9 protein-coding genes are annotated in these 14,134 nt (G+C 62.8%); 8 read left to right on the forward strand and 1 reads right to left on the reverse strand.

Features of this window, described 5'->3' with window-relative positions; genetic code table 11:
- The first annotated feature begins 10 nt into the window (after window positions 1–10).
- Window positions 11–1,234 carry a glycosidase gene (locus tag LRS06_RS25135; RefSeq protein WP_257873890.1) on the forward strand — a complete coding sequence of 408 codons (1,224 nt, stop codon included), beginning with the start codon at window positions 11–13 and terminating at the stop codon, window positions 1,232–1,234.
- Here LRS06_RS25135 and LRS06_RS25140 read toward each other — a convergent pair.
- Window positions 1,213–1,371, reverse strand: a complete 159-nt coding sequence (locus LRS06_RS25140) for a hypothetical protein (RefSeq protein ID WP_257873891.1) — start codon at window positions 1,369–1,371, stop codon at window positions 1,213–1,215. The two genes, LRS06_RS25135 and LRS06_RS25140, sit on opposite strands and share 22 nt — an antisense overlap.
- Before the next feature lie 74 nt (window positions 1,372–1,445).
- On the opposite strand from LRS06_RS25140, the gene LRS06_RS25145 reads away from it, so the two are divergent.
- The 7 genes from LRS06_RS25145 (at window position 1,446) to LRS06_RS25175 (ending at window position 14,102) form a co-directional block, all read left to right on the forward strand.
- On the forward strand, window positions 1,446–2,486 hold the full coding sequence (locus LRS06_RS25145) for an AGE family epimerase/isomerase (RefSeq protein WP_257873892.1): 1,041 nt from the start codon (window positions 1,446–1,448) through the stop codon (window positions 2,484–2,486).
- A 302-nt stretch (window positions 2,487–2,788) separates the two neighbouring features.
- Window positions 2,789–5,920 carry a TonB-dependent receptor gene (locus LRS06_RS25150; protein ID WP_257873893.1) on the forward strand — a complete coding sequence of 1,044 codons (3,132 nt, stop codon included), beginning with the start codon at window positions 2,789–2,791 and terminating at the stop codon, window positions 5,918–5,920.
- A 20-nt stretch (window positions 5,921–5,940) separates the two neighbouring features.
- Complete coding sequence (locus LRS06_RS25155; RefSeq protein WP_257873894.1) at window positions 5,941–7,419, forward strand: RagB/SusD family nutrient uptake outer membrane protein; 1,479 nt, start codon at window positions 5,941–5,943, stop codon at window positions 7,417–7,419.
- Window positions 7,420–7,431: 12 nt separating this feature from the next.
- Window positions 7,432–8,310 carry a hypothetical protein gene (locus LRS06_RS25160; RefSeq protein WP_257873895.1) on the forward strand — a complete coding sequence of 293 codons (879 nt, stop codon included), beginning with the start codon at window positions 7,432–7,434 and terminating at the stop codon, window positions 8,308–8,310.
- Window positions 8,311–8,406: 96 nt separating this feature from the next.
- Window positions 8,407–9,369: a glycoside hydrolase family 26 protein gene (locus tag LRS06_RS25165; RefSeq protein ID WP_257873896.1), complete on the forward strand. Its 963-nt coding sequence runs from the start codon at window positions 8,407–8,409 to the stop codon at window positions 9,367–9,369.
- A 75-nt stretch (window positions 9,370–9,444) separates the two neighbouring features.
- Window positions 9,445–11,238 (forward strand): DUF5060 domain-containing protein, encoded by a 1,794-nt coding sequence (locus tag LRS06_RS25170; RefSeq protein ID WP_257873969.1) that lies wholly within the window; start codon window positions 9,445–9,447, stop codon window positions 11,236–11,238.
- Entirely contained in the window at window positions 11,238–14,102 is a 2,865-nt protein-coding gene (locus tag LRS06_RS25175; RefSeq protein WP_257873898.1) for a sugar-binding domain-containing protein, read from the forward strand. Before LRS06_RS25170 ends, LRS06_RS25175 begins: the two co-directional genes overlap by 1 nt.
- Window positions 14,103–14,134 lie beyond the last annotated feature (32 nt).

The raw sequence follows: 14,134 nt of genomic DNA on the forward strand, positions 1-14,134 counted from the left end.
TCGTTTTCTGATGGAAAACTTATTTCAACAACGCCTCCACGCGCTGGAAAACCACCAGTCGTCGCTGCTTTCCCGCCCCAACAAGCCACAGCCCCTGGGCAACGGCATCTTTACCCGCTACCAGCACCCGGTGCTCACGGCCGCCCACGTACCGCTGAGCTGGCGCTACGACTTCAACCCCCGCACCAACCCCTACCTGATGGAGCGGCTGGGCGTTAATGCCGCCTTCAACGCCGGCGCCATCAAGCACGAAGGCAAATACTTGCTGGTGGCCCGGGTGGAAGGGCTGGACCGCAAATCCTTTTTTGCGGTGGCCGAAAGCCCCAACGGCCTTGACAACTTCGTGTTCCGGGAGCGGCCCATCACCATGCCCAAAACCGCGGAGCCCGACACCAACGTGTACGACATGCGCGTGGTGCAGCACGAGGACGGCTGGATCTACGGCCTGTTCTGCACCGAGCGCAAAGACCCCGCCGCCCGTCCCGGCGACGAATCGGCGGCCGTGGCCCAGTGCGGCATTGCCCGCACCCGCGACCTGGTTTCCTGGGAGCGGCTGCCGGACCTGCGCACGCCCTCGCCTCAGCAGCGCAATGTGGTGCTGCACCCCGAGTTTGTGCAAGGCAAGTACGCCCTCTACACCCGGCCCCAGGACAGCTTTATTGAGGCGGGCGCCGGCGGCGGCATCGGCTTCGGGCTGACCGATTCAATGGAAAACGCGGTGGTCGACCAGGAGTGGATTGTGGACGGCAAGCAGTACCACACAGTGTACGAGGCGAAAAACGGCCAGGGCCCCGCACCCATCAAGACAGCCCAGGGCTGGCTGCACCTGGCTCACGGCGTGCGCAACACGGCGGCCGGCCTGCGTTACGTGCTGTACGTGTTTTTGACCGACCTGCAGGAGCCGGCCAAGGTGCTGCACAAGCCGGGCGGCTACTTCATTGCCCCGGAAGGCGAGGAACGGGTAGGCGACGTGTCCAACGTGGTGTTCAGCAACGGCTGGATTCTGGACGAGGACGGCACCGTGTTCATTTACTACGCCTCCTCCGACACCCGCACCCACGTAGCCACCACCACCGTGGAGCAGCTCGTGGACTACGCCCTGCACACGCCCGCCGATGAGTTTAGCTCCGCCGCCTCGGTCCGCCAGATCAACAACCTCATCGACCAGAACCAGGCGTACCTGAACCGCGCTCCGCGTACAGCCACCCCGCATTATAACGGCGTAACGGTATGAGCCCGCACACCCTCCAGGTACGCTTGCAGCAGCTGGCTGCCTACCAGCAGGAAGCCGAAGCTGAGCTGGCGCGCCTCACGGATTTCTGGCTGACCAAGGCGGTAAACCCCGCCGGGAACTTCATTGGCCGCATGCACAGCAATGGTGAAGTAGATGCCACAGCTGGTCGGGGGGTATTCTGCAGGCCCGCATCCTGTGGTCGTTTTCGGCCGTGTACCGGCATACCGGGCAGGAACAGCACCGCGCCGCGGCCGCCCGGGCCCTAGATTACCTGTTGGCCCATTTCCTCGACCACGAGTACGGCGGCATCTACTGGTTGCTCGATGCCCAGGGCCAGCCCCTGGACACGCGCAAGCAGATCTACGCCCTGGCCTTTGCCATCTACGGGCTCAGCGAATACCACCGCGCCACGCAGTGCCCGCTGGCCCTGCAGGTAAGCCAGGAGCTGTTTCGCTGGATTGAGCAGCACAGCTTCGACCCCGGGCACGGCGGCTACTTCGAGGCCTTTGGCCGCCGGGGCGAGCCGCTGGCCGATATGCGCCTAAGTGAGAAGGACCTGCAAGCGCCCAAAACCATGAATACCCACCTACATGTGCTGGAAGCCTACGCCAACCTGTACCGCGTTTGGCCGGACGCCGGGCTGGGCGCGCAGCTGCGCGGCCTGCTTTCCACGTTTCTGCGCCACATCGTAGACATGGAAACCGGGCACCTGCGCCTGTTTTTCACCGCCGACTGGCACCCCGTAGCCGAGCTGGAATCCTACGGGCACGACATTGAGGCCGCCTGGCTGCTGCGCGAGGCCGCCGAGGTGCTGGGCGATGAGGACCTATTGACGCCGATAAACGCGGCGGGCCGGCTCCTGACCCAGGCCACGGCGGCGGCCCTGCTGCCCGACGGCAGCCTGCCCCACGAGCTGAACCGGCGCACCGGCCACCTAGATCTGCACCGCGAGTGGTGGGTGAGTGCCGAGGCGATGGTGGGATTTCTAAATGCCTATGAACTGAGCCAGGACGAGCTGATGCTGCGCCACTCGCGCCGGGCCTGGCTTTTTGCCCAGCAGCACCTGCTGGACTATGCCCAGGGGGAGTGGCACTGGGGCGTAGAGGCCGACTATCAGCCTATGACGCACCAGGACAAGGTCGGCTTCTGGAAGTGCCCTTACCACAATATGCGGGCCTGTCTGGAAGTCATTGAGCGCTGCAAAAAGGAAGCGGCCCGGCTGCACCTGCTAAAGGAATCAGTGCCCGCTTAGTGCAATCGTGTGCGGACTACCAGGAATCGATTGAGTGAATTTAAAATCGTCTTAGCTCGCTACTATAAGAGAAAAGTGGTTTATGAACGGCAATTATTTTATTGTGATAATTAATTGATAAAAAAGTATTATTTACTTGGTTAACAGGCTGATAAATTTGAGTATTATTTATAACCAAGGATTAGATAAGCCAATAAATAAAGTATCAGCTTTTGCCGCAGTTAATACTATACCCTAGATGATGATATTTTTTCTGCCTGAAGTAAATCCCACTCTTTTTAAAAACACCTGATCCTACGCATATGCGACAACACTACCCTTTCCCACACCGCAGCCCGCAACCGCGGCTGCAATGGATTTCTTGGCCAGCCGGCGCCGGGCTTGGGTGCCGCGCCTTGGCCGGCAAGCTGCTCTTGCTGCTGGTGCTGGCGTGTACCGCGACTGTTGGTACGGCCTACGCCCAGACTGGCTCGGTGAGCGGCCGCGTGCTGGACGAGAAGCAGGCGGGGATACCGGGTGCCACGGTCCTTGTGGAGGGCACCTCGCTCGGTAGCTCTACCAATGCCGATGGTACCTACACGGTGCAGAATGTGCCCGCCGGGAGCCACAACCTGGTGATTTCCTTTGTGGGGTTCAACACCCTGAAAATGGCCATAACGGTAGTAGCCGGCCAGAACCTGGCCGTGGCCGATGCGGCGCTGCTGGAAAACGCCAATCTGCTGAATGAGGCTGTGGTCATTGGCTACGGCACTGTAGCCAAGAGCGACGTAACCGGCTCGGTAGCTTCCCTGAAAGGCAGCGACCTGAACAAAACCCCGGCCTCGTCCGTGGACCAGCTGCTGCAGGGCAAGATTGCGGGCGTGCAGGTGGTGGTGCCGTCCGGGGAGCCCGGCGCAGGCGCTACGGTACGCATCCGCGGGGCCAGCTCCATCAACGGCTCCAATAGCCCGCTGCTGGTGGTGGACGGCTACCCATGGGGTGAGGCCGGCAACCTCAAGCAAATCAACCCCGATGACATCGAAAGCATTGAGGTGCTGAAAGATGCCTCGGCGGCGGCCATCTACGGCTCCCGCGGCGCCAACGGCGTGATTCTGGTGACCACCAGAAAAGGCAAGGCCGGCAAAACCCGCATCAACCTTAGCACCCTGAACACCATTTCCACCTTGCCCAGCAAGCTGGACGTGTGGTCGGACCCGGTGGACGTGGCCGTTATCGACAACGAAGCGCGGCAGAACGCGGGCCTCACGCCCCTGTTCACCGGCCAGGACTACCTGGGCACCTACTACCCCTCGGTGGCCGAGCTGCGCGGCGAGGACCCCAACAAGCCCAAGTGGCCGACCCGCACCTACTGGCCCGATGAGGTGTACCGCAACCCCTTCTCCCAGAGCTACACGCTCACGGGCAGCGGCGGCAACGAGCAAACCAAGTTCTCGGTGTCCGGCAACTACTACCGGGAAGAAGGCCTGGCCATCAAGAACTACTACGACCGGTACAACGGCCGCCTGAACCTGGAGCAGAAGCTGCTCGACAATGTGACGACCGGCGTGAACCTGATTCTGACCCACACCCAGCGCAACGGCGGGGGCTTGTCGGCTGACCGCTCCCCGGTATTCCCGATTTACAACGCCGACGGTACCTACTTTAAGATTGGCCCGCGGGATTTTGGCAACCCCATTGCCTACGCCAATGAGGTACTGAATAAAAGCAAAACCATTGATGTGCTCGGCACGCTGTTCGTGAGCTGGGATATTGCCAGCTGGCTGAATTTCCGCACCCAGGTAAGTGATAAATACGGCAACTCGGTGGGCGACGTGTACGAGCCCCGGGATATTACCGGCACCGGCTATTTATTTAATGGTTACGGCGTAATTGATAACTACAATGGCAATGAATTATTGAATGAGAATTATTTCACGTTCAATAAAAATATTGGCACCGTGCACAATTTAAATATTGTAGCCGGCTACACTACGCAAAACTTCACGGTGCGCACGTCCCGGCTTGAGGGCCGCGGGTTTATCAACGATGCCCTACGCAACGAGAGCCTGAACACGGCCAAAACCCAGTTTGCCACCAATGGCCAGACCAAATCCCTGCTGAACTCCTTTATCGGGCGGGTGAACTACTCCCTGCTCGACCGGTACCTGCTGACCTTCACCGGCCGGGCTGACGGCTCGTCCAAGTTCGGAGCCAACAACAAGTGGGCGTTTTTCCCGTCGGCGGCCCTGGGCTGGAAGCTGCACGAAGAAGGCTTCCTGCGCGACGTGTCCGCCGTGACGGAAGCCAAGCTGCGCCTGAGCTACGGCCTGACCGGCAACCAGGGCATCAGCCCCTACCAGACGCTGGACCGCCTGGGCTCGGGCCGCTACTTCACCGGCGGGGAGTTCCAGACCGGCTTCGGGCCCGGCACCTTCGGCTACGACGGCTACAACAAGATCTGGGAGGGCGTGCCCAACCCCGACCTGCGCTGGGAAACCACGTCTCAGCTGAACGCCGGCCTCGACCTGGCCTTGTTCAACCAGCGCCTGACGCTGAGCGCCGACTACTACTACAAGCGCACCAGCGACCTGCTGCGGCAAACTTACATCACCCCGTCCTCCGGCTACGACCGGCTGTGGATCAACGACGGGGAAATTGAAAACAAGGGGTTTGAGCTGGGCATGAGCACCAACATCCTGGAAGGGCCGGTGCAGTGGAGCGTGGGCGGCAACTTCACCCTCAACCGCAACAAGCTCCTGAGCATGGGCGAAGACAACTTTGTGTGGAACGGCAGCAGCATTGAGATGCTGCGCGCCCCGCTCAACGCCTTCATCGTGAACGAGCCCATCAACGTCTTCTACGGCTACAAAACCGACGGCATCATTCAGACGGTGGAGGAAGGCCAGGCCGCCGGCCTGACGGGCGACATGGCCAAGCCCGGCGAAATCAAGTACGTGGATTTGAACAGCGACGGCGTGGTGGACGACAAGGACCGCACCATCATCGGCGACCCCAACCCCAAGTTCCTCTACAGCCTCAACACCAGCGTGAGCAGCCACGGCTTCGACCTCTCGGCCCAGCTCTACGGCGTGCAGGGCAACGACGTGTTCGACTTCCGCAAGTTCTCACCCAGCGCCCAGCTCCAGCGCTGGACGCCCGACAACCCCACCAACGAGTACCCCAGCGTAAACGCCAACCGCGCCTACTACGGCTCCGACTGGTTTGTGACCAAAGGCTCGTTCCTGCGCGTGCAGAACGTGACGCTGGGCTACAACTTCAAGTCCAACTTCGTGAAGGGCATTGAAAGTCTGCGCATCTACTTCTCGGGCAACAACCTCTACAACTTCACCAAGTACCACACCGGCTTCGACCCGGAAGTGCCCGCCAACGGCCAGCAGTGGGGCTCTTACCCGCGCCCCCGCGCCTTCTCGCTGGGTGTAAACCTTGGTATCTAAGTTTCGCAACTGCCTTCCCCATGAAACTCCCCCAACAACTTTGCCTGGCCGGGGCGCTGGCTTTGCTCACGGCCTGCTCCCTGCAGGAAGAGCCCTACGGCTTCAACTCCACCGACAACTTCTACAAGACGGAGGCCGACGCCAACGCGGCGCTGATTTACGCCTACTCCATCCTGCCGGAAATTGAGTACTACTCCCGCAACTTCATCCTGGTCACGGAGCTGCCCACCGAAAACATCACCCTTAAGCCCGACGCCGGCGCCAGCAACTTCGAGTTCGACAAGCTGGCCGTGCGCGCCGACAACCCCGAGCTGACCACGGCCTGGCGCTACGCCTACATCGGGGCCAACCGCGCCAACGCCGTCATTGCCAACGTGCCCGGCATTGCGGCCATGAGCGAGGCCAACCGCAACCAGATCGTGGGCGAGGCTTACTTCCTGCGCGCCCTGCACTACTTCAACCTGGTGCGACTGTTCGGCGAGGTGCCCCTGAAAACGGAGCCCGTCACGTCCCTCGACCAGGCCAACTCCCCCAAAGCCAGCCTGCAGGACATCTACGCGCTGATTGAGGCCGACCTCAAGAAAGCCAGTGAGCTGATGGACGCCACCCGCCGCGACGGGCGGGCCAACAAAGTGGCTGCCTGGGGCTTGCTGGCCAAGGTGTACCTCACCCAGGCCTCGGGCAAAAGCACCAGCTCCCCCGGCTACGAGTTCGTGGGCAATGCCGACGCCCTGTACACCCAGGCCAAAACCTACGCCGGCAACGTGCTCAGCGGCGGGGCCGGCTACGGCCTCGACCCGGACCTGAAAGCCATTTTTGACGTGGACAAGAAGAACGGCCCCGAGCACATCTTCGCCGTGGCTACGGACCGCTCGGGCCTCTCGGAGGGCAACTTCTCCAAGCTGCCGCTGATGTTCATTCCCTACATCGACGGGGCCGTGTTCAAGCTCAACGACAGCACCAGCGTCCGCTCGGGCTACAACCATTTCGTGACGGAGCCGGCCATCTACAACAGCTTCGCCGACACCGACAAGCGCAAAACCGAGCTGATTCCCTCCAAAGTCTACATCGGCAAAAAGGAAACCACGCTCAGCATCACCGGCTACAGCCGCCCGTTCACCCGCAAATACCTTGACCCCAAGCAGGTGGGCGAGCAAACCAGCGCCAACACGCCGGTGCTGCGCTACTCCGACGTGGTGCTGCTCTTTGCCGAGGCCAGCGGCCCCACGGCCGAGGGCTACGCCGCCATCAACCAGATCCGCCAGCGGGCGGGCCTGCCCAACCTAACCGAGGGGCTGAGCCCGGCGGCCTTCCGCGCCGCCGTGCTGCAGGAGCGGGCCTGGGAGCTGGCCTTTGAGGGCAACCGCCTGTTCGACCTGCGCCGCACCCACCAGATGGAGCAGGTGCTGGTGCAGCAGTACGGCAAAACCATCCAGCCCGGCAACGCCTACTTCTACCCGATTCCGACCCGGGAAACGGACCTGAATCCCAACCTCTAATCACCCTCCACCATGCATATATCCGTAAATTTCCGGCTCTGGGCCGGTTTGCTGCCGGGCCTGCTGCTGCTGAACAGCTGCACCCAGGACCCCTTTGAAGGCGTGGAAAGCAACGAGCGCGCCATCACCAACTTCACCCTGGACAAAGGCCAGATCGGGGTGGCTGAAATTACCCGCACGCCCACCGAGGGCACCGTGACGGTGTACGTGGTGAAGGGCACCGACCTTTCCAGCGTGGTTCCCCGCATCGAAACCTCCTACAAAGCCAAAGTAGACCCTGCCTCCGGGGTGGCTACCAACTTTGCGGCCAGCAATGGCATCCGAACCTACTCCGTGACCTCCGAAACCGGCCAGGCCCGGGAGTGGAAGGTGCAGATCAAGGAGTACGAGTCGGACATGGACGGGACGTGGAAGGTGACTAACCTGCAGTTCCAGTACTTCATTGGCGAAGGGGAAAGCTGGGGCTGGAGCGGCACCAAGAAAGTGGCCGACAACATTGCCGATGCCAGCAAGGAAAACGACAACACCATCGAGTTCAAGGTAACCGGCGTGCAGCCCGACGGCAAGCTGGAAGGCACCTACGACCATAAGGCCGGCCCCGACAACGCGTACGCCGACTTCAACTTCAAGGGCACCGACTACAGCTACAAGTTCCGGCGCTTGCCCAAGGGCCAGGGCACCTGGGTGCGGGACTTCACCGACAACACCATCACCTTCAACCCCGGGCAGGCCGGCCAGACCAAAACGGCCACGCTGGAATTCAGTTTCGACAAGTCCGTGATGAAAATGCCCTTCAACGTGCAGCCCTACGACATCGACTGGAACGGCGAGGGCAACAAGATGGAGCTGGGCGGGGCCAAAACCACCTGGTACACCCTCCAGAAAATCTAGTTTTCGGTTGGGCGGGGCCGGGGGCCGCGCCCAACTTTTTTTCGACTTTCCCCGCCGGGTTCTGCTATTCTCCGGTCCTTTCTCATCTTTCAGTTCATGCATTCTGTTGTTCGCACTACGCTTCTTTTTCTGCATCTGACCCTACTGGCCAGCTGCGCGGCCCAGGCCCCGCGGGTGCTGCCCTACTTGCAGCAGATTTCCGGCCAGCAGACGCTTTCGGGCCAGCACAACAAGGAGCCCACCGCCGAGCCCACCAAGTGGACCGACTACGTGCACCGCGTGACGGGCAAGTACCCCGCGCTCTGGAGCGGGGACTTCCTGTTTGCCCAGAGCGACATCGACCACCGCTGGGACATGATCAAGGAAGCCGAGCGCCAGTACCAGCAGGGGGCCGTGGTGAACCTGATGTGGCACGCCTGCCCGCCCACCACCGGGGAGCCCTGCGGCTGGGACCCCGGCCTGCTCAACCAGCTGCTTACCGATGCCCAGTGGACGGAGCTCATTACCGACGGCACGCCTCTGAACAAGGCCTGGAAGCTGCGCATGGACGACGTGGCCCGCTACCTGCAGTACCTCAAGGACAAGAAGGTGGAGGTGCTCTTCCGCCCCCTGCACGAAATGAACCAGGGCAAGTTCTGGTGGGGCGGCCGCCCCGGCCCCAACGGCACGGCCCGCCTCTACCAGATTACCCACGACTACCTGCGCAACACCAAGGGCCTGACCAACCTCATCTGGGTCTGGGATATGCAGGACATGAGCCGGGACTTCGCCGCCTATAACCCCGGCCCCCAGTACTGGGACGTGTTTGCCTTCGACGTGTACGACCAGGGCTTCGACAAATCCTGGTACGACTACATCCTGCCCATCGTGGGCGACAAGCCCATGGCTATTGGGGAGTGCGCCAAGCTGCCCACCCCGGAAGTGCTGGCCCAGCAGCCCCGCTGGACGTTCTTTATGGCCTGGGCCGAGCTGGTGCAGGAAAACAACGCTGAGGACACCATCAAGCGCCTCTACAGCGACCCGCGCGTGCTCACTCGCGACGAACTGCCGAAACGATAGGGCTTCTAGTTGCTTGTTTCTGGTTGCTAGTTGATCAACCAGAAACAAGCAACTAGAAACCAGAAACATATTTTCATGAAAAACTGCGGTTTATTGCTGCTGACGCTGCTTGCGCTGCTGTCGGCCCGGCCGGGCTATGCCCAGGGCGTACTCCAAGGCGCGCGGCTGCTGACGGCCCCCGTGCGCCAGTACGAAAAGGCGGAGTGGGACATTACGGTGGCCGAGCAGTTTCGCAATGCCTATGACCAGCGCGAGGTGACGCTGGATCTGGTGCTGACCTCGCCCACCGGCCGGCCCGTGGTGCTGCCCTGCTACTTTGAGCGCAACGAAGGCACGGGCTCCACCTGGAAAGCGCGGTTTGCTCCCCAGGAAACCGGATCCTACGCCGGGATTTTTCGCCTGACGCGCAAGGCCGGCACCGTGGAATTGACCGTTAGCCCCTTTTCGGTCGGGGCGGGCCGCAAGCCGGGCTTTCTGCACCCCCACAACCTGTACACGTTCCGCTTCGACGACGGGACGCTGTTTCGGGGCGTGGGCGAGAACGTGGCCTGGGAGTCACGCTCGTTTGAAGACCAGAAGTTCACCTACGACTACCTGCTGCCCACCCTGGCCCAAAACGGCGCCAACTTTTTCCGCACCTGGATGTGCTACTGGAACCTGCCGCTGGAGTGGCCGAACGTCAGCTCCACCAGGCGCTACGCCAACAGCCCGGCCTACTTCCACCCCGGCGCCATCAAGCGCATGGATGAGCTGGTGAGTCTGACCGACTCGCTGAACTTGTACTTCATGCTCACCCTCGACTGGCACGGGCACCTGATGGAGCAGGGCGGCTGGAAAAACAGCCCCTACAACCAGCTGAACGGGGGCCCGGCCCGCACACCCACCGAGTTTTTCACCCTGCCCGCCGCGCGGGAGAAGTACAAGAACAAGCTGCGCTACGTGGTGGCCCGCTGGGGCTACAGCGCCAATATTGCCGCCTGGGAGTTCTTCAACGAAGTCGACAACGCTGCCTTCACCCAGCAGGACAGCGTGCTGATTCCGCACGAGGCCATTACGCTCTGGCACGGAGAGATGAGCCGCTACCTCAAGGACATTGACCCCTACCAGCACCTGGTGACCACCAGCATCTCGCACCGCGACATCCTGGGCCTGAACGCGGTGGCTTACTTCGACTTCCACCAGAAGCACATCTACAAGCACACGGAGAAGATTCCGGCCATCTACCCCAACTATATTCAGACCTACGGCAAGCCCTACGTGGTGGGCGAGTTTGGCTACCGCTGGGAAGACGCCGACCCCGCCTACAAGGACGGTTTCAACTACGACTATCGGCGCGGCCTCTGGTACGGCCTGTTCAGTGCCACGCCCATTCTGCCCATGACCTGGTGGTGGGAGCTGTTCGACGACCAGCAGATGACGCCCTACTTCCGGGGCGTGCGCGCCATCAGTGACCGGATGCTGGCCGCCGGCCAGGGCGAGTTTGAGCCCTTTACCGTGGCCGCGGGCGGCCTGCAAAGCTTCGGCATGCGCTGCGGAGACCAGTATTTCGTGTATTTGCTCAATGCCAGCCTGGCTCCCATTACCGCGGCGCCCACCCTGCCCGAGCCGGCCGGCCGGGGGCTTACGGCCCAATCCTTCGAGCCCACCAGCCGGCAGTACCAGCCCGTAAGCGGGTTGCGGCGGCAGGCGGGCACGCTCACGCTTCCCACCCTCACGCTGGCCCCCCGGCAGGAGCGCGTGCTCATCCTCACGGCCAAGCCCAGCGGCAAGACCCAGCGCCACACAGCCCGACGTCATTCTGCGCCCGTGCCACCAGCCGCCCCCGGCCCGTCGGGGCCCACTCCCAGCGGCTCAGCCGCCGTACGCTGATGGTAGCGAGTGTATCCAGGCGCTGCAACGCCTGGGAGCGAAGTGTCGGGCTGCTGGCGGGCTGGTTGCTGCTGGTGCCCGCCTACGCCCAGCAAGGCAAGCTCAACCACGGCCTGACCGCCCCCCAGGACCCGGCCACGCTGCCCCGCTCCCGCACGGCCGTGGTGATGCCCGTGCGCAAAGCCAAAGTGCCCGCGCGGGCGCTGCTGACGCCGTTAGCGGAAGATGGGTTTCAACTAAACGAGGGCTGGGAACTGGCTTCGGCCAACGATGTCAGTACCCCGGCGGCGCAGGTGAGCCGGCCGGGCCTGAATACGGGCAGCTGGTACAACGCCACTGTGCCCGGCATCGTGCTGACCACGCTGGTAGAGCAGGGCGTATACCCCGACCCGTTTTTTGGCCTGAATAACCTGGCCATTCCCGACACGCTCAGCCGCCAGGCGTGGTGGTACCGCCTGCGCTTCCGGGCGCCAAAAGGTCCGCGCGGCCGCCGGGCCTGGCTCGTATTCGAGGGCATCAACTACGCGGCCGATATCTGGCTGAACGGCCACCGGCTGGGTTCCATGAAGGGTGCTTTCCGCCGTGGCCGCTTCGACGCAACCAAGCTGCTCCGCGCCCACGGGGAAAACGTGCTGGCGGTGCGCGTGCAGCCCCCGCCGCACCCCGGCCGCCCGCACGAGGAGTCGGCCCGGAGCGGGCAGGGGCCCAACGGCGGGGTGCTGGCCCAGGATGGGCCCACGTTCATTGCCTCGGAAGGCTGGGACTGGATGCCTGGCATCCGGGACCGGAATACCGGCCTCTGGCAGCCCGTGCGCCTGCGCTTCACTGGTTCCGTTACACTGCTCGATCCGCAGGTCATTACCGACCTGCCCCTGCCCGACACGACCCGCGCCGAGCTGACCGTGCGCGCCACCCTGCACAACGTCAGCCGCCGCGCGCAGCGCGTTACGGTAACGGGCCAGCTGGAAGGCCGCTCATTCAGCCAGCACGTGACCGTGCCGGCCAGGGGTAGCCAGCAGGTAATTTTCCGCGCTGCCGACTTTGAGGCGCTACGCCTGACGAAGCCTCGGCTGTGGTGGCCCAACGGCTATGGTCGGCCCGCGATGTACATGCTGCCGCTTACAGTCACGGAGGCCAACGGTACTACGTCTGACGCGCAAGCGGTGCGCTTTGGGGTGCGGGAGCTGAGCTACGAAATGACCGTTGACATGCCCACCGAAATCGGCCAGCGGGTGGAGTTCAACCCGTTGCGGGCACAGGCCGGGCAGGTGCTGTTCGACAACGCAAGCCGCCGGCAAGTGGAGCCCGAAGTGTTCGTGGCCCGCCTGCGCCCGGGAGCCGACCAAACGGCTTTGCTGCCGGTGGCCCAACCAGCCGCCGCGCCCTACCTGGTGCTGAAGGTAAACGGGCAGCGCATTTTCTGCCGGGGCGGCAACTGGGGGATGGATGATGCGCTCAAGCGGGTGTCGCGCGACCGGCTGGAGCCGTACTTTCAGCTGCACCAGCAAGCCGGGCTGAACATGATCCGTAACTGGACCGGGGAAAGTACCGAGGAGGACTTCTACGCCCTGGCCGACGAGTACGGGCAGCTTATCTGGAACGACTTCTGGCTTTCCACCGAAGGCTATAACCTGGAGCCCACGGATAACGCCCTGTTCCTGGCCAACGCCCGCGACGTGGTGCGGCGCTTCCGCAACCACCCCAGCATTGCCCTCTGGTGCCCCCGCAACGAAGGCTACGCCCCCGCGGCCCTGGAAGACAGCCTGGCTCTGCTCGTGGCCAACGACGACGGCACCCGCTACTACCAGCCCAACTCCCGCAACCTCAACCTGCGCCCCAGCGGCCCCTGGCACTACTTCCACGACCCGGCCGACTACTTCCGCCACAACGCCCGGGGCTTCACCACCGAAATCGGCACCTTTTCCGTGCCTGGGGCAGCGGCCATCCGCCGGTTTCTGCCGCCCGAGGATGAGTGGCCCATCACCGATGCCTGGTACTACCACGACCTGCACGCCGAGCACCAGCAGCCCGCGTATCTAGCCGACGTAGCCCGGCGTTACGGCGCGCCCGCCAGCCTCGACGATTTTGCCCGGAAAGTGCAGCTGCTGAACTACGACAGTCACCGCGCCATCTTCGAGGCCTGGAACAGCCGCCTGTGGCGCAACACCAGCGGCGTGCTGCTGTGGATGAGCCACCCGGCCTGGCCCAGCATGATCTGGCAGCTGTATTCCAGCGACTACTCCACCCACGGGGCGTACTACGGGGCGCAGAAAGCCTGTGAGCCGGTGCATATCCAGCAAAACCTCGATGATGGGCAAGTAGTCATCGTCAACACGACGCTCAAGCCGCTGCAGCACGCCCGGGTGCAGTACGCCCGCTATGATGCCCAAGGCCGCCAACTGAGCACCGAAACCCGCGCAGTAGCGCTTGCCCCGGCCAACCAGCTGACGCCAGTTTTTACGCCCGCACCGCCCGCTACCTTGCCGCCGGTGTATTTGACGCGCCTGCGGCTGCTTAACGAGCAGGGGCAGGTGGTGTCGGAAAACGAGTACTGGCAGCACGTGGCCGGCGCCGACTTTCAGGTGTTTAACACCCTGCCCGCCGCGCGGCTGCAAACCCGCCTGCTGCCCGCTCCGGCCAATACGCACCCGCTGACCTACGAAGTCAGCAACCCCGGCACTGTACCCGCCGTGGCCGTAGCGCTTAGCCTGCAGACGACCCAAGGCCGACCCGTGCTGCCCGCCACTTACTCGGCCGGCTACTTTACCTTGCTGCCGGGGGAGCGGAAAACCGTGATCCTGCAAGTCAAGGATTTGCCGCCTTTACTTGGTCTGCAGCTACGCGCCGAAGCCTACAACCACTGATATGCTTTCTTCCCTGTTTCACCTTCCTTACC

The sequence above is a fragment of the Hymenobacter sp. J193 genome, assembly GCF_024700075.1.
Classification (GTDB): Bacteria; Bacteroidota; Bacteroidia; order Cytophagales; family Hymenobacteraceae; genus Hymenobacter.